The organism is Fodinicurvata sediminis DSM 21159 (assembly GCF_000420625.1).
Taxonomy (GTDB): Bacteria; Pseudomonadota; Alphaproteobacteria; order Kiloniellales; family DSM-21159; genus Fodinicurvata; species Fodinicurvata sediminis.
The window spans coordinates 1-15,774 of record NZ_ATVH01000017.1 but is presented as its reverse complement, the minus strand read 5'-3'; the positions used below and the strand labels follow the sequence as shown (position 1 = coordinate 15,774).

Annotated in this window: 18 protein-coding genes; 11 read left to right on the top strand and 7 right to left on the bottom strand. The window is 64.8% G+C overall.

From position 1 onward, the window contains the following. Window positions 1–21 precede the first annotated feature (21 nt). From G502_RS21585 to G502_RS0114075, 3 genes are all read right to left on the bottom strand, one after another. Window positions 22–2,868: a PAS-domain containing protein gene (locus G502_RS21585; RefSeq protein WP_022729321.1), complete on the bottom strand. Its 2,847-nt coding sequence runs from the start codon at window positions 2,866–2,868 to the stop codon at window positions 22–24. Window positions 2,869–3,078: 210 nt separating this feature from the next. Then, window positions 3,079–3,594 (bottom strand): adenine phosphoribosyltransferase, encoded by a 516-nt coding sequence (locus G502_RS0114080; protein WP_022729320.1) that lies wholly within the window; start codon window positions 3,592–3,594, stop codon window positions 3,079–3,081. Window positions 3,595–3,680: 86 nt separating this feature from the next. Then, entirely contained in the window at window positions 3,681–4,559 is an 879-nt protein-coding gene (locus G502_RS0114075) for a substrate-binding domain-containing protein (protein ID WP_022729319.1), read from the bottom strand. Between the two features lie 90 nt (window positions 4,560–4,649). On the opposite strand from G502_RS0114075, the gene G502_RS0114070 reads away from it, so the two are divergent. The 6 genes from G502_RS0114070 (at window position 4,650) to G502_RS20345 (ending at window position 9,316) form a co-directional block, all read left to right on the top strand. Further along, on the top strand, window positions 4,650–5,351 hold the full coding sequence (locus G502_RS0114070; RefSeq protein ID WP_022729318.1) for an ABC transporter permease: 702 nt from the start codon (window positions 4,650–4,652) through the stop codon (window positions 5,349–5,351). Window positions 5,352–5,354: 3 nt separating this feature from the next. After that, window positions 5,355–6,080: an energy-coupling factor ABC transporter ATP-binding protein gene (locus tag G502_RS0114065; RefSeq protein WP_022729317.1), complete on the top strand. Its 726-nt coding sequence runs from the start codon at window positions 5,355–5,357 to the stop codon at window positions 6,078–6,080. A gap of 35 nt (window positions 6,081–6,115) precedes the next feature. Next, complete coding sequence (locus tag G502_RS0114060; RefSeq protein WP_026989503.1) at window positions 6,116–6,934, top strand: ABC transporter substrate-binding protein; 819 nt, start codon at window positions 6,116–6,118, stop codon at window positions 6,932–6,934. Window positions 6,935–6,952: 18 nt separating this feature from the next. Beyond that, a complete protein-coding gene (locus tag G502_RS0114055) occupies window positions 6,953–7,735 on the top strand; it encodes a molybdate ABC transporter substrate-binding protein (RefSeq protein ID WP_022729315.1) in 783 nt (260 codons plus the stop codon). A 19-nt stretch (window positions 7,736–7,754) separates the two neighbouring features. Beyond that, window positions 7,755–7,967 carry a TOBE domain-containing protein gene (locus G502_RS0114050; protein WP_022729314.1) on the top strand — a complete coding sequence of 71 codons (213 nt, stop codon included), beginning with the start codon at window positions 7,755–7,757 and terminating at the stop codon, window positions 7,965–7,967. Window positions 7,968–8,179: 212 nt separating this feature from the next. Further along, window positions 8,180–9,316, top strand: coding sequence for a putative sulfate/molybdate transporter (locus G502_RS20345; protein WP_022729313.1), 1,137 nt, complete (start codon window positions 8,180–8,182; stop codon window positions 9,314–9,316). Window positions 9,317–9,327: 11 nt separating this feature from the next. Here G502_RS20345 and G502_RS0114040 read toward each other — a convergent pair whose 3' ends face one another. The 3 genes from G502_RS0114040 to G502_RS0114030 all read right to left on the bottom strand — a co-directional run bounded on the left by G502_RS0114040 (window position 9,328) and on the right by G502_RS0114030 (window position 11,932). Next, complete coding sequence (locus G502_RS0114040; protein ID WP_022729312.1) at window positions 9,328–10,272, bottom strand: glutathione S-transferase family protein; 945 nt, start codon at window positions 10,270–10,272, stop codon at window positions 9,328–9,330. Between the two features lie 189 nt (window positions 10,273–10,461). Beyond that, complete coding sequence (locus G502_RS0114035; protein ID WP_022729311.1) at window positions 10,462–10,902, bottom strand: DoxX family protein; 441 nt, start codon at window positions 10,900–10,902, stop codon at window positions 10,462–10,464. Between the two features lie 118 nt (window positions 10,903–11,020). Further along, window positions 11,021–11,932 carry a LysR family transcriptional regulator gene (locus G502_RS0114030; protein ID WP_022729310.1) on the bottom strand — a complete coding sequence of 304 codons (912 nt, stop codon included), beginning with the start codon at window positions 11,930–11,932 and terminating at the stop codon, window positions 11,021–11,023. Between the two features lie 220 nt (window positions 11,933–12,152). Here G502_RS0114030 and G502_RS0114020 point away from each other — a divergent pair, with 220 nt between their 5' ends. From G502_RS0114020 to G502_RS0114005, 4 genes are all read left to right on the top strand, one after another. Next, window positions 12,153–12,494 carry an SHOCT domain-containing protein gene (locus tag G502_RS0114020; protein WP_022729308.1) on the top strand — a complete coding sequence of 114 codons (342 nt, stop codon included), beginning with the start codon at window positions 12,153–12,155 and terminating at the stop codon, window positions 12,492–12,494. A gap of 27 nt (window positions 12,495–12,521) precedes the next feature. Then, window positions 12,522–12,983, top strand: a complete 462-nt coding sequence (locus G502_RS0114015; protein ID WP_022729307.1) for a DUF411 domain-containing protein — start codon at window positions 12,522–12,524, stop codon at window positions 12,981–12,983. A 122-nt stretch (window positions 12,984–13,105) separates the two neighbouring features. Continuing rightward, the gene (locus G502_RS0114010) at window positions 13,106–13,573 is read left to right on the top strand and encodes a hypothetical protein (protein WP_022729306.1); all 468 of its coding nucleotides are present in this window, start codon (window positions 13,106–13,108) and stop codon (window positions 13,571–13,573) included. 318 nt (window positions 13,574–13,891) lie between these two features. Continuing rightward, window positions 13,892–14,194: a hypothetical protein gene (locus G502_RS0114005; RefSeq protein ID WP_022729305.1), complete on the top strand. Its 303-nt coding sequence runs from the start codon at window positions 13,892–13,894 to the stop codon at window positions 14,192–14,194. Between the two features lie 110 nt (window positions 14,195–14,304). Here G502_RS0114005 and G502_RS20340 read toward each other — a convergent pair whose 3' ends face one another. After that, a complete protein-coding gene (locus tag G502_RS20340) occupies window positions 14,305–15,345 on the bottom strand; it encodes a winged helix-turn-helix domain-containing protein (RefSeq protein ID WP_322098924.1) in 1,041 nt (346 codons plus the stop codon). A 203-nt stretch (window positions 15,346–15,548) separates the two neighbouring features. Here G502_RS20340 and G502_RS0113995 point away from each other — a divergent pair. After that, on the top strand, window positions 15,549–15,774 hold a 226-nt coding region (locus G502_RS0113995), incomplete at its 3' end, for a hypothetical protein (protein ID WP_026989499.1).

Genomic DNA, 15,774 nt, shown 5'->3' with positions numbered 1-15,774 from the left:
CTGCTGCTGCAGGGCTACACCCTAGATTTCAGCCAGGCACGCGGGGGGCAGATGGATCGTCACCTGGGTGCCCTTGCCCGGCGTCGACTCCAGCGTCAGTTCTCCGCCGTGCAATTCCACCAGGGTGCGGCTGAGCGGCAGGCCCAGCCCCGTGCCCTCGTGACGGCGCCCCAATCCAGTGTCGAGCTGCGTAAAGGGCTCGAAGACGCGCTGGATATCCTCGCTGCCGATGCCGATGCCACTGTCCTGGATGGTTATCGTCACGCCGCTGTCCTGAACCTGCTTGACCTCAAGGTGAACCTGGCCCTCGGCCGGCGTGAACTTGATGGCATTGGACAGCAGGTTCAGCAGCACCTGTTTCAGGCGCCGCTGGTCGGCGTAAAGCTTCAAGTCCGGCGCCGCCATGGTGTAGTCCAGACTGACCCCGTTGTTCTCCGCCCGGTGCTGAACCAGGCGGGTCGAGGATTCGATGAGCTGTTGCAGGCCGAAGGACTCTCGATAGAGCTCCAGGCGCCCGGCCTCGGCCTTGGAAACCTCCAGGATGTCGTTGATGATCTGCAGCAGGTGCGTGCCGCTCTCGCGGATGTCGTGGCTGTAGGCGCGATAGCGTTCGTCGCCAAGGGGGCCCAGCATCTGATGTTCCATGATCTCGGCAAAACCGATGATGGCGTTCAGCGGCGTACGCAACTCGTGGCTCATGGTGGCCAGGAATTCACTCTTGGTGCGGTTGGCAATCTCGGTCGCCTGCATGGCCTGCAGCATCTCCGCTTCGGCGTTGCGGCGTTCGCTCACGTCCTGGACGGCCCCCAGGATGCGCTTCAACCGCCCGCTTTCGAAATCGCGCTCGGCGCGCGCCAGGATGCGGACCCAGACCGGCTTTTCTTCCGTGGCCCGCAGGCGCACCTCCTCCGAACAGTCCTCGCCACGGGCCAGTTGCAGCAGGCATTGGCGCAGCAGGGACCGATCCTCGTGGACCACCAGGCTTTCCCAGTCATCTGTCGTCTCAGGCATGCCGGGCAGGTCAAGATGCGACAACAGACTTCCGGCATGCCACTCCAGGCTCAGGCGCCCACGTGCATCCAGTCCGTATGAGAAGACCAGATCCGAAGCCAGATCCGAGATCAGGCGATAGCGATGTTCGCTCTCGCGCAGGCGCTCCTCGGCTTGCTTGCGGTCCGTGACGTCGATATAGGTCGCCACCACGCCCCCGTCGGGCAAGGGATTGGTCCGTATCTCCAGGCTGCGCCCATTGGGCCGCTGCTCCTCGGTGACACAGGGCCGCGGCAGGAACAGGCGGTCGATCCGCTGCTGCACCAGCTCCTCTGTATCGCCTTCGCCGTAATCCCCGCGCCGGGCACTCTGGCGAATGATTTCGCGGTAATCGCCGCGGGCCATCATCTCCGGCGATATATTGGCGACCTCCAGGAACCGCTTGTTGTAGGCCAGAATGTTCAGTTCCCTGTCGATGACCTTGATGCCCTCGGTCATGTGATCGAAGAAGATCTGCTGCATGCGCTCCTCCTCGGCCTCTCGGCGTTCCAGCTCGGTGGCCACCCAGCGGGCGATCAGGTTGACGATATCGCGGTGGCGCTCCTCCTCTCTGTCCGGCTGGTCGTGAACCGCAAAGATATGTCCGATCTTCTCGGCATTCTGACGGAAAAGCGCCTCGCCCACGAAGGCCTGACCGCCGAAGCGCACCAGCATCTCGTCTTTTGGAAAACGTTCGCTCGCCTGCCTGGCGAAATAACAGTGGCTTGAGTCCCGGTAGACCTCTGCACAGGGCGTTCCCTCCAGGTCATAGCTGAAGGTCTCTCCCGCCTGGCCGTCCTGCCAGCAGGAAAGCACATGTGCGCAATTCTGCTTCACATCCAATTGGGCAATGCCTGCGAAGCGATAGTCCAGCAGGACCGACAGGGCCTCGCAGGCCGTTTCCAGGAAATCGCGCCCCCGGGCCGGGCCGGTCACCAGAAGCGTCAGGGCGCTCTCGCGCCGCTTCATCTCGGTGATGTCTGTCCAGAGAATGACCTGCCCGCCCTCGGCGGTGCGATTGCCGGTAATCTCGATCGTGCGGTCCAGGTTGTAGCCCTGCTCGATGCGATAGGGCGGATGGCGATAAATTGCTAGGCGATGCTGAATCGCAGCCTCGTCGCTGGTATTCCACGGGCGATCCAACCGCTGCGACATAGCGGCCCGGGCCACCTCCTCGAACGTGATACCGTGCTTAAGGCCTGCGCCCTTGTCCAGGGTCGTGAAGCTGTCGCGATAGACCTTGTTGGCCACGATCAGACGCTCGCTGGCATCGAACAACGCCAGGCCCTGGGGCATGGAGTCCACCGCTTCCTGCAGGCGCCGCTGGGCCACGTCGGCCCGCTCGCCGGTGTTGGTGACCCCGGTGATGTCGCTGGCCACGCCGCGATAGCCCAGGAAAGTGCCGTCCGCATCGAAACGGGGTTGCCCCGATGTGCGGAAAACCCGCAGCGCGCCGTCAGGTCCCCGGCACATGTAGATCAGGTTGCGGAAAGGTCGGTGCGCCTCAAGATCGCGGCGATGCTGCTCCCAGTATCCCGGCTCCACCTCCAGGTTCATGAGCTCCCAGCGGGTCTTGCCGATATAGTTGGCGCCTGGATTGCAGGTCAGGTTCACATAGTTGTCCGAGAACCAGGTGAAGCGGTGGTCGGCATCGGTTTCCCACCGCCATTCCTCCGTGATCGCCTGCAGGGCTGCCTGCTCCTGCTCCAGCGCCTGCTTCCTGGCTTCCAGCGTCCGCTGCCGCCGGCGCGTGCTGTGCAGAGCCCAGCCCAGCCAGATGGCGGCACAGGCCGGAAGCCCCGCGGCCAGTGCCGCTGAGAGGAGCACTCCAGCTGACATCCACACTCCCCGTTCAAGACCAAGAATACCGCAGGCAACTGGCGCAGATCACCAGCACTTTGCGTGCATAAGTTACGATCTTGCCATGAAAGGTTCGTTAACAGCGAATAGATTCCACAAGATGACCGTATCGCGCAACAAGAGAGTAGCGCCTTGAACAACGCAATTATTGCGCAAGTGAGATCAAACAGACCTTCGCGTTGCTGCGATTCAGGACTCGTAGGCCACCAGGGCGTGCACCGGCACATCCACCTTGCCGCGTCCCTGCAGGAAGGACAGCTCGATGATGCAGGCCGCGGCGGCCACATCCGCACCGGCCTTGCGCAGCAGCTGCACCGAGGCATCCAGGGTCCCGCCCGTGGCCAGCAGGTCATCCATCACCACCACACGCTGGCCGGGCTTCACGGCATCGGCCTGAATCTCGATGGTGTCGCTGCCGTACTCCAGACCATAGTCGTACTCCAGCGTTTCACCGGGCAGCTTGCCTTTCTTGCGGACCATGAAAAAGCCGATCCCCATCTGATGCGCCAGGGGGGCCGCGGTCAGGAAGCCGCGGGATTCGATGCCCACCAGCATATCGGGCTTGTAGGGGGCGACCGCCTCGGACAGCCGGTGCACCGTTTCCTGCCACGCCTCGGCATGCATCAGGAGGGTCGAGATGTCATAAAACAGGATACCCGGCTTGGGAAAATCGGGAACCGAGCGGATGTGATCTTTCAGGTCCATGGGGTCAGCTAGTCTTTCCTGCAGTCGGCAAAACGGCGCACAAGCTAGTGCCTGACGGCGCGCAGTGCAACGGAGATCAGGGCTTGTCAGCCGTTATAGGTCACCTGTCCCTGCCGCGTCAGGTCATAGCCGCCGTGACTCTCGGCCCGGCGTCGAAAGGCCGCGCTGGCCAGCAGGGCCAGCAGCCTTTGGATCGGCGGCTCGAAGTAGTCCCGCCGGCGCATGACCAGATCGAAGGACTCCTGCACACCCAGGGGCACGAAATCCAGGCCGTGACGGCGCGCCGCGGCAGCGATGCCCAGGCCGCAATCCGCCTCGCCCTCAGCAATCAGCGTGGCCAGGTCGCCTTCGGTCTGCGCCTCGCCAGACAGCAGGTTCAGCTCTCCTGCATTCAGCCCCTGCGCCTCGGTCAGGGCATCGAACAGACTGCGGCTGCCCGTGCCCTCGGGCCGCAGCAGCAGGCGCGGCCGCCGCCGTGCCAGATCGTCAAGTTCGCCAATGCCGAGCGGATTGCCAGGTGCCACCAGCAGGCCCTGGGCCCGTTCGGCAAAGCGGATGGCCACCACATCGGGAAAGGGAATCTCCCGGCGTATGGTCTCGACATTATAGCCTTCGCCATTGGGGTCCTTCAGATGCAGTCCCGCCAACAGGGCCTCGCCGCGGGCCAGACGCTCCAGGCCATCCCGGCTGCCACTGGTCAGCAGGGCCAGGCCGCAGCCCGATTCCCGGAGCGCCCATTCCAGAAGCGGATCGCTGGAACCGGCATAGATGGGCGCCGCCGCCGCATCATAGCCCAGGGGCAGGTCGGTGCGCCCTTCCACCCAGCGTTCGATCAGCTTGCGCGAAAACAGCAGCTTGCCCGTGGCCCGCGTGCAGGGAATCTGCTGGCGCGAGGCCATTTCATAGACCGTGCGTTCCTTCAGGCGCAGGTAGTCGGCAACTTCGGCCGTGGTCATCAAGTCCATTGCAGTTTACCCCTGTTTGACTGCAGAATTTACATTCTTGTCGATAATTACGCTCCTGTCCATACTTCCCTGAAGTTACAGGGATTTACCATGGACAGCGACAGCGCCTTCCTGACCGCACTCCACCTCATCTTCAGTGGCGATCCGGCCCTGGCACAGATCGTCGGGCTGTCGCTGCGCGTGACCCTGAGCGCGGTGCTGGCCTCCTGCGTGATCGGCCTGCCCCTGGGCGCAGCCCTGTCCCTGGCGCGTTTTCCCGGACGCGGCGCAGTGATCGTGGTCTTCAATGCGCTCATGGGCCTCCCCCCCGTGGTGGCCGGACTGGTGGTCTACCTGCTACTGTCCAATACCGGCCCGCTGGGCTTCCTGTCGCTGCTCTTCACGCCGACAGCCATGATCCTTGCCCAGACCCTGCTGATCACGCCGATCATCATCTCGCTGACCCGCTCTGTGATCGACGACCTCTGGTCCGAATACGAGGAACAGCTGCGTTCGCTGGGCTCCTCGGCCCTGCGCGCCATCCCGACGCTGCTCTGGGACGGACGCTTCAGCCTGATCACCGTGGTCCTGGCCGGGCTCGGCCGCGCCATGGCCGAGGTGGGGGCCGTCCTGATCGTGGGCGGCAACATCGCCGGCTTCACCCGAACCATGACCACAGCAATTGCGCTCGAGACCGCCAAGGGCGACCTGGCCCTGGCCCTGGGGCTGGGCATCATCCTGCTGCTGCTCACCCTGGCCCTCAACGCCGGCGCCTTCATCTCGGGCCGCATCGCCCAGCGGCAGGCGGCCTGAGCCATGCATGGTACACTTTCCATACTGCCCCTCGAAGTTTCGAACCTGCGCTACGCCGTGCGCGGCAAGGAGCTTCTGCGCGGTCTGTCCTTCCAGCTGTGGGATGGTACACGGACCGTGATCATGGGCCCGAACGGGGCCGGCAAGTCGCTGACGCTGCGGCTCTGTCATGGCCTCCTCAAGCCCACGGGCGGCCGCATCCACTGGGCAGGACCGGCAGCAGGCAGCGCCGCCAGACGCCACGCCCTGGTCTTCCAGCGTCCGGTCATGCTGCGCCGCACGGCGCGCGCCAACCTGATCCATGCCCTTTCGGTGGCCGGTGTCGAGCGCAGCGACCGTCCCCGCCGCGCCGACGCGGCGCTGGATCACTTCGGCCTGGGCGAGCTGGCCGAACGGCCGGCGCGCACGCTTTCAGGCGGCGAGCAGCAGCGCCTGGCCATTGCGCGCGCCTGGGCCCTCAAGCCACAGGTGCTGTTCCTGGACGAACCCACTTCGGCCCTGGACCCGGCAGCCACGCGTTCCATCGAACAGATGATCCAGTCCATCCATGACGAAGGCGTGAAGATCATCATGACCACGCACGACATGGGCCAGGCCCGGCGGCTGGCTCAGGACGTCCTCTTTCTGCATCACGGCCAGCTGCTTGAACAGACAGCGGCAGAGACGTTCTTCACCGAACCGCAAACCAGGGAAGCGCGCGCCTTCGTCAAGGGCGAGTTGCTCTGGTGACTCTTCACCCACCATCAAAACCAGGGAGAGACCCCATGAACGCTTTCAAGACCCTCTTTTCCGCCGCGGCCCTGTCGGTTGCCGCCCTGACAGCCCTGCCGGCAGCGGCCCAGGACGACTCTGTCATCACCGTGGCCTCCACCACCTCGACCGAGAACTCCGGCCTGTTCGACCACATCCTGCCCATGTTCGAGGAGGAAACGGGCATAGAAGTACGCGTGATCGCCCAGGGCACCGGTCAGGCGCTGGAGACCGGCCGCCGCGGCGATGCCGACGTGGTCTTCGTGCACGCCAAGCCGGCCGAGGAGGAGTTCGTGGTCAACGGTTATGGCGTCGCGCGCGTCGAGGTCATGTACAACGACTTCATCATTGTCGGCCCCTCCGATGACCCGGCCGGCATCGCCGGCGGCGAGGATGCCGTCGAGGCCTTCACCGCCATTGCGGAAGGCGAGCAGGCCTTCGCCTCGCGCGGCGACGATTCCGGCACCAACAAGAAGGAGCTCGCCATCTGGGAGGAAGCGGGCATCGAACCGTCGGGCTCCTGGTATCGCGAACTGGGCCAGGGCATGGGGCCCACGCTGAACACCGCCGCCCAGATGCCGGCCTATGCGCTGGCCGACCGCGGCACCTGGATCAGCTTCGAAAACCGCGGCGATCTGGAGATCCTCGTCGAGGGGGATGACCGCCTGTTCAACCAGTACGGCGTGATCCTGGTGAATCCCGAGAAACACGAGAACGTGAATGCCGAGGACGGCCAGGCCTTCATCGACTGGCTTGTCTCCGAGGAGGGACAGCAGGCCATCGGCGACTACGAGCTGGGCGGCCAGCAGCTCTTCACACCGAACGCGCAGTAAACGGCGATGAAAGGACTCATGTCCCTGCTTGCGGCCATGGCCTTCGGCCTGGCCGCGACGCCGGCCGCAGCCGAGCCCGTCAAGCTGTTGGCGGCGGGCAGCCTGCGGGCGGCGCTCAGCGAAGCGAGCCAGACCTTCACCGCCGCCGAGGGCACGGAGGTGGCGAACGACTTCGCCCCCTCCGGCCTGCTGCGCGAACGGATCATGGAGGGCGAAGCGGTGGATGTCTTCGCCTCGGCCAACATGAAGCACCCCCAGGCCATCGCGGCCGAACGGGGTGGTGAGGTCGTCGCCTTCGCCCGCAACCGGCTCTGCGCCATCGCCCAGCCGGACCTGGAGGTCACCTCCGACAGCCTGCTGGAGGTCATGCTGCGCGAGGACGTCCGCGTCGGCACCTCCACGCCGAAGGCGGACCCCTCGGGCGACTATGCCTTCCAGCTTTTCGACAAGGCGGAGGCCTTTCAGGACGGGGCCGCTGAAAAGCTGAAGGAGAAATCCCTCCAGTTGACCGGCGGCCCGGACTCGCCTCAGCCGGATGAACCTCGTTCCGTTTACGGCTGGGTCATGGAGGAACGGCGTGCCGACCTCTTCCTGACCTACTGCACCAATGCCGTGCTGGCAGCGGAGGAAGTGCCGGAGCTCCGCATCATCGACATCCCCGAGAACCTGAATGTCGGGGCGACCTATGGCCTGCTCGTTCTGAGCGACAGCCAGGGGGCCCGGAGCCTGGCGGATTTCATTCTGTCCCCGACCGGCCAGTCGATCCTTCAGGACTATGGCTTCGCGCCGCCGCCGGCATAAGGCAAGGGAGATCTGAAACATGAAACTGAGTGCCCGCAATATCCTCGATGGCCGCGTCCTTGCGATCAACAAGGGCCAGACCACGGCCCATGTCCGCATCGAGGTGGCTCCCGACGTGGTGCTGACGGCCTCGATCACCAACGAGGCCGTGGATGACCTGGGCCTGCGCGAGGGCGAAAGCGCAAGTGCCGTCATCAAGGCCAGCGACGTGATGATCGGCAAGGCCAACTGAGGGCCAGATCCCGGCCGGCAGCAGGCTGACCAATGACGAGAAGGACGTGCCGCGCCTTTTCAGGGCTGCAGTGCTGCCGGCCTTTCCGGGAAGGATAAAGTGGGTATGCTCCGCTTCTCGGGAGTCCATCTCCCCCTCTTTTTGGCCAGGGCTGGCTTTCTGGGCAGGGCTGGCTTTCCGGGTAGAACTGGCTCTCTGGGCAGGACAGGACGATGAGACGAGGCCAGCGCATCGCAGGCGAGATCAGCGGCGCCTTCGGGGACCTGGGCATGTTCCTGCCCCATGTCCTGGGGGCCATCACCGTGGCCGGCCTGGCGCCGCTGGGCGTGCTCTTCGGCTTCGGCCTCTTCCTGGTGGCCAGCGGCCTGTTTTACGCCATTCCCATGGCGGTGCAGCCCATGAAGGCGGTCTCCGCCATCTTGCTGACCGGACAGCTGGATCCGGCTTCCATCGCCGCCACTGGCCTGCTGCTGGGCCTGGTCTTCCTGATCCTGGGGCTGACCGGTTGGATCGACCGCCTGGCCCGCCTGATCCCGCAGTCGGTTACGGCGGGGCTGCAGCTGGGCCTGGGGCTCTCACTGGCGCTCCTGGGCCTCGACCTGGTCATGGACACTCCCTGGCTTGGCCTGCTTGTCCTGGCCCTGCTGCTCGGACTCTGGGGGCTCAGGCTCCTGGCCGCCATGCCGTTGGTCCTGCTGGGTGCGGTCGGACTGGGCGTCCTGGCCGGCGCCACGGAGCTGCCGGGGACGGTTACCCTGGGGGCCAGCCTGCCGTCCGTCATCCTGCCCGGCTGGGACGACCTGTTGCTGGCGCTGGAGCTCACCGTCCTGCCCCAGCTGGCGCTCACCCTCACCAATGCCGTGATCGTCGCCGCGGCCCTGGCGCGCCATCTCTACCCCCAGGCCGCCGGACGCGCCACGGAACGCAACCTGTCGCTGACCACCGGACTGGCCAACCTGCTGCTCGCGCCCCTGGGCGCCCTGCCCATGTGCCACGGGGCCGGCGGGCTGCAGGCCCAGTATCGCTTCGGCGCCCGCACGGGCACGGCACCCGTCCTCTTCGGCAGCCTGTTGCTGCTCTGCGCCGTCTTTTTCTCTCAGGATGCGGCGGCCCTCCTGGGCGCCATTCCCCTGGCCGCCGTGGGCGCTCTTCTGGTGATTGCCGGGGGCGACCTGGCCTTTTCACGCCGCCTGCTGGATGCCCGCCCCAACTGCTGGCCGGCCATGACCACGGCGGCGGCGCTCACCCTGCTGGTCAATCCGGCGCTGGGCCTGCTGGCCGGCTGCGCCGTCGAGGGCGTGCGCAGCCTGGTCCGGAACAGGACCGCAGAACGCAGACGCGATGGATGACGGATCTGGGCTCAGGCTGCCCACGCCAGCTTCGGCCCCCTGGGCACGACACCACCGGGGTTGAGTGCCTTGATGGAGTAGTAGCCGCGCTTGATATGGTCCAGGTTGACCGTTTCGCGGACACCCGGAATGACAAGAATCCGTTCCAGATAGGCGCTCAGCGCAGGGTAATCGGCAATACGCCGCAGGTTGCACTTGAACAGCCCGTGATAGGCCGCATCGAAGCGAACCAGCGTCACGAAGAGACGCACATCCGCCTCGGTAAAGCGCGTGCCGAACAGATAGGCCCGGCCATCGCGGAAGCGGGCCTCCAGTTCGTCCAGCATGGTGAAGACCTGGTCGAAAGCCTCTTCATAGGCCTCCTGCGTGGTCGCGAAGCCGGCGCGATAGACACCGTTGTTGAGGGTGCTGTAAAGGCGCGCATTCAGGCCGTCGATGTCCTGCTGCAAGTCTTCGGGATAGAGGTCCGTGTCCCGCTTGGCCAGATCACCGAACCCTGTGTTCATCATGCGCAGGATGTCGGCGGATTCATTGTTCACGATGGTGTCCTGCAGCTTGTCCCACAGCACCGGAACCGTGGCACGGCCGGAGACCGCCGGATCGGCGCGTGTGTAGAGTTCATGCAGGTAGGTGGCCCCCTGGACGGGGTCACCTTCGGCGCCGAACCGCCAGCCCTGCGCGCTCAGTTCTGGCTCGACCACGCTCACCGATATCACCTCCTCGAGCCCCTTCAGCCTGCGACCAATCAGTGCCCGGGACGCCCAGGGGCAGATCAACGCCACATAGAGGTGATAGCGGCCGTGCTCTGCCTTGAAGCCGCCGTTTCCACTCGGCCCGGCACTGCCGTCGGGTGTGACCCAGTTCCGGAAAGCCGAGGTCTGGCGCACGAAACCGCCTTTCTCGTCCTTGGCCTGCACCGGCTGCCAGTCTTCCATCCATTGTCCATTCACGAGCATGGTCGTCTCCTCATGCAACCAGTGTGAGCTTCGTGCCCCAGGGATCACGCAAGCTTGCAGGGTCCGTCAGGCTTGCCGACTCACTTTGAGCCGGGGCCTCCGACCGGACTCCTACCCCAGGGTCACCTGCCCCCTGGACTCGGTCAGGACCGGCGGCGCGAACGGGTTTGGCCGCCGGTCCCGAGACTCTCAGCTGCGCGGACGGCGCAGGGCATAGGCCCCATTACCGAGCAGGGCCTGCACGATCAGGGCAATGGCCCAGAACGCAGGGAATTCCCAACCGCCACCTTCGTTCGAGAAGAAGAAACCGGCTGCGCCGTGCGGGGCATAGATCGAACCCAGCAGCACCGGAACCAGCGCCAGCGAAACCCAGCGGGTCCAGACACCCAGAATCAGGGCAATGCCGCCCAGCAACTCGGCTGCAATCACGAGATAGGCTAGAAATCCGGGGAAGCCGAGACTTTCGAAGAAGCCGACCGTGCCGGCCGGTGTGAAGATGACAAGCTTGAGCCAGGCGTGTGCCAGGAAGAGCACACCCATTGTCACGCGCAGGATCAGCGCTGCGAACTCGCTGTTCGTGGCATTTCCGGCACGCTGCGCCCGGTCGGGGGAAGAGGTTTGGTAGGTCATGTGCTTTCTCCTTGAGGGGAATTTGTCTGTGGTCCTGATGTGCCTGGAACATGCCTCCAAACAGTCCGGATGATAATCCCCTCAAAAAGAATATTATTACTTCCATAATGGAAGTAATTTACCAGCCCTCCTCCCAGCTGGGCTTACCGCGATAGCGTTCGGCCAGGAAATCGACCAGGACCCGGACCTTGCCGGCCAGGTGGCGGCTATGCGGATAAAGCGCGTGCACACCAAAAGGCATCGTCTCGAAGGGCTTCAGCACTTGGCGCACGCGTCCCGCCCGCAGGGCCTCGCCCGCTACGAAGCTCGGCACGCAGGCCAGACCCAGACCCACCTCGGCAGCGTCCAGACAGGCGTGGGCGTTCGAATAGCAAATGCGACCCTGGACCGGGACCGAGACCGCTGCCCCCTCTGCAGTGCGGAAGGGCCATCGTCCCGCCTCGCGAAAATTCGTGTCGATGATGCAGTCATGCCCCGACAGGTCGTCCGGCACCTGGGGCGCCCCCTGTCTGTTTAGATAGTCAGGCGCGGCCACGACCACGATGCGCACGTCACAGAGCTTGCGGGCGACCATGCTGGAATCCTCCGGCCGACCGACACGGATGGCCATGTCGAAGCCTTCATCCACCAGGTTCACCACGCGATCGGAGAAGTTCACGACCAGTTCGATCCCGGAATACTGCTTGGCAAAGGCATTCAGGGCCGGCGCCAGTTCCAGACTGCCGAAGGTCATGGGCACGCTCAGGTGCAGACGTCCGCGCGGCGCGCTGGAAGAATCACGGACCAGGGTATCCAGGTTGTCGAACTCATCGAGCAGCGGCCGCAGCCGGTCGAAATAGGCGCGCCCCACTTCCGTTGCAGAGACTGCCCGCGTGGTGCGGTTCAGAAGCCGCACCCCCAGCGTGCTTTCCAGCCGTGACACCAGCTTCGATGCCTGCCCCGAGCTCGTGCCCATGCGCGCGGCCGCGGCGGTAAAGCTGCCGGTCTCCATGACGGCAATGAACATTCTGTCGCACTCGAGACGATCCACCCGTTCCCCCGAAGATATCGTGGCGCCTGCAGATCGCCATTATGCCCAGGAACAGCGCGCGATGGCCATGGCTCTTTGCGCCGGATCATGGCTGCCCGGCGCCGGACCGGACCTGACCGGAAAGCTGCGCGTCAGAGGCCTTGACCTTCCCCCTGCTGGAAGCCTCAATCTGCCTGCCTGAACGCTGCCATTGGTCTCAAGTAAGACGGAATTCCCCTCCATGCTCAAAGCGCCTTTTGCCTTCACCCTTTCGCTGGCCTTGGCCGGTACGGCCGCAAGCACGGCCCTGGCCCAGTCGGGAAATTCCCCGGGCAACTCCTATGGCTATCACATGATGGACGGCTGGGGCGGCTGGTTCATGGGCCCGATCATGATGCTGCTGGTCTTCGGCCTCTTGATCCTGGGCGTGGTGCTGGTTCTGCGTGCCCTGGGCATTGGGGACAGCACTCACAGCAGAGGCAGCAGCCAGGACCGCGCCCTGGAGATCCTCAAGGAACGCTTCGCCCGCGGCGAGATCGACGAAGAGGAATTCCAGAACCGCAAGAAGCACCTGCGGGACTGACTCCCGCACACACAAGGATTTACAGGCATGACCCTACAATTCCGCCGCCTCACGGTTCTGTTCCTCGCCGGCAGCCTGCTCCTGGCCTTGCTGCAGCTCTCTCTGCCGGCCCTGGCCGCGGAAAAGCTCCAGGTCTACAAGTCGCCCTATTGTGGCTGTTGCGAAGCCTGGGTGGATCATATGCGCGCGGCCGGCTTCGCCGTGGAAGTCCACGACGTGGAGGACCTGACCGAGATCAAGCAGAGCCATGGCATCACGCCGGACCTGGCCTCCTGCCACACCGCCGTGCTGGGCGACTACGTGATCGAGGGGCATGTCCCGGCCCAGGATGTGGCCCGCCTGCTCGAGGCCACGCCCCAGGCGAAGGGCCTGGCCGTTCCGGGCATGCCGCTGGGCTCGCCCGGCATGGAACAGGGCGAGCGCAGCCAACCCTACGATGTCATCGTCTTCACGGACTCGGGGCGCCAGGCGGTTTTCGCCCGCCACTGAGGGGCCGCGTCGTCCGGTTCGTTCCGCACAAGGGCAACGGCTTTCCCCAATGAGGTTTGTGTCCCGTCTGGTAAAGGCTGTAAACTGGGCGAATTGCGTCGTATTTCGGCCGGCGCACATCAATGACCACAGCCGCGGAGACCCCCATGCGTTTCTGGATCCTCCTTGGTCTGCTTCCACTGGCCCTGACAGAAACCGTCCAGGCAGCCTCCCAGGACTGGACGGCCAGCAGCACCACCGCCATGGCGATCACCGGCGACATCTCGCTTGCGGATGACCGCGTCGTTTTCCAGAACGGCACGTCCCTGGAACTCCAGGCCCTGGGGCACGACAGGCCGGGCCTCTATCGCGTCACGCCGGAACAGAACCCCGAACTCCTGAACGGCAACCGCCTCTGCGGCAAGCAGCCGCCCACCTTCATCGTTCTGGCCCACAGTGCCGACAGAGCCAGTCTGGCGGAGTCACAAAGCCTGCATCTGAAGGTCTTCAACGGCCCCGAGGCCCCGCCGGCGGCCGCGACGGTGGGCATGGACACGTCTGCCCCCGGGTTCTGTGCCCTGTTCAACTATGAACGGGCGGGGGCACGCTGAAGCATTCAGCGGACGATGCAGGCGTCCAGACTGGCGTCGCGCATGGCCACCTGTCCGACGCAGCGGCCGTTTCCAGAAGGTACAGATCTTTTTGCAAAGGCACTTTGGCACACGGCTGGGACAGGAGCTGAGGCTACCGCCACATCAAGCCGTCGCCACATCAAGTGCATGAACTTGTAGGAGGTGGTGCGCAGGTGAGCGGCGCTCCAACACTACAGCGATCTTGAATAGATCGATTGCTTATCCCACTTCCCTGTTTTCGACCGTCTTACCGGCTGGCAAAGTTGCGCGCGACGCCGGATACACTCGGAGTATTCCTTGCAAGAAATCATAGCAGCTCTGATCTCGTTTTTTCTCATAGAGCCCGTACAGGCGAAGATCGCCGAGCACTACACAGCTGAAGGCTATTCAGCCCAGGAAGCAAATCAGGTGGCGTCCTGTTTCTCCGACGCCACGCCCAGCATTCTGGATCGCGCTGGCAACAATCCGGCATGGGCGGTCGGGCATGCCGTTGGCTACTGGACTGGCACAGCGACAGTAAGCTCCATACTGGCTGACGCCGCACCGGATTGCGTTGAAACACTCGACAAGCAGCAGGAGACGACGACTAGCGCGCTTTGACCGGTGAAGCGCCGTCACGGCGATCCTCCACGCCGGGATGGAGAACATTCCAGAGGTCAGAACAGACGACTACTGGGTCTGGACTTTGGGACAAGGAAGAGACAACGCGATTATGCTGAGCAGCCTGCCGCGACTGCCCTAAGTGCTGGTGCCAGGTCGCCCCTTTCGCACAGCTCCACGCTTTCAAGGCCAAGCCAGGCGGCCATTGAGGTCAGCGCCCTGAACAGCTCGGTGGCCGTTTCCGGCGGTGCGTGCTTTTCCGCGAAGGCACTCTGTACCCGCAGTGCAGACGCCTGGCGGTCGGCCTTCAGGTCGACGCGGGCGACGATCCGCTCGCCCAGCAGGAAGGGGAAGACGTAATAGCCGTAGACACGTTTCTCGGCGGGGGTATAGATCTCGATCCGGTAATGGAAGTCGAACAGGCGCTCGGCGCGGGAACGCGCCCAAATCAACGGGTCAAAGGGGGCCAGCAAGGCGCGGGCCTCGACCTTGCGCGGGCGCCGGGCGTCGCGGTGAAGATAGGCCTGCTGCCTCCAGCCTTTCACCGTGACCGGTTCCAGCACACCCTCTTCCACAAGTTCCTCGATCCGCGGATGCGCATCGCCGGGGGCAAGGCGGAAGTAATCACGCAGATCGTGCGCCGTGGCCACGCCATGGGCCCTTGCCGCGATCGCCATCAGGGCGCGCTGGGCCTCGGCGGCTGTAGGCGTCGGACGCACCGTGATCTGCGACGGCAGCACGCGCTCGGGCAGGTCATAGAGCCGCTCGAAGTTGGGACCGCGCGACTGAGTGGTCACCAGCCCGCCCCAGAACAGCCACTCCAGTGCCCGCTTGGGTTCGCTCCATTCCCACCAGCCGCTGGCGCCGCGGTGGCCATCGAGGTCGGCGGCGGTCAGCGGGCCGTTCCACTCAACCTCCCGCAGAACATGATCGATGACGGTACGGCGCTCGCGGCCGAAGGCGGCGAGACCGCTGTAGATGCCGCGTCCCGCCCGCGCGCGTTCCATGCGCCAGCGCAGCAGCGGTTCCAGCTCCACCGGCAGCAGCGAGGCCTCATGGGCCCAGTACTCGAACAACGCCCGCGGCCGCCGCGCCTGGGCGCGGTCGAGGATGGCGGTATCGTAGGCGCCCAGACGGGAGAAGGCGGGCATGTACTGGGCCCGCTGCACGACATTGACGGAATCGATCTGGAACAGGCCGATGCGATCGAGAAGCCGCAGCAGATGGCGCCGTTCGACGCGTGAGGCCGGCTTGCGTCCGGTGAACCGTAAGCGGTCCGAGTGCCCCATAGGGTTTTCCGTTGACGGGTGCATGTGTTCTTGATTGTCCTTCTGCTGATTGCAGGGGAAAGGGCATGAGCACAGACAGCGCGGCATTACGCGCAAAGCTATCGAAACTGGAGGCTTTGTTCGCGGCGGCCGGTACGGCTGGCGAGCGTGCGGCCGCCGGGGCGGCAATGGAGCGGGTGCAGGCCCGCCTCGATGCGACGCCGGAGCCGGAGGTGGAACTGAAGTTCTCCTTTCCCGACAGCTGGACGGTGCGCCTGTTCGTGGCGATCTGCCGCAAGCACGGGCTGCGCC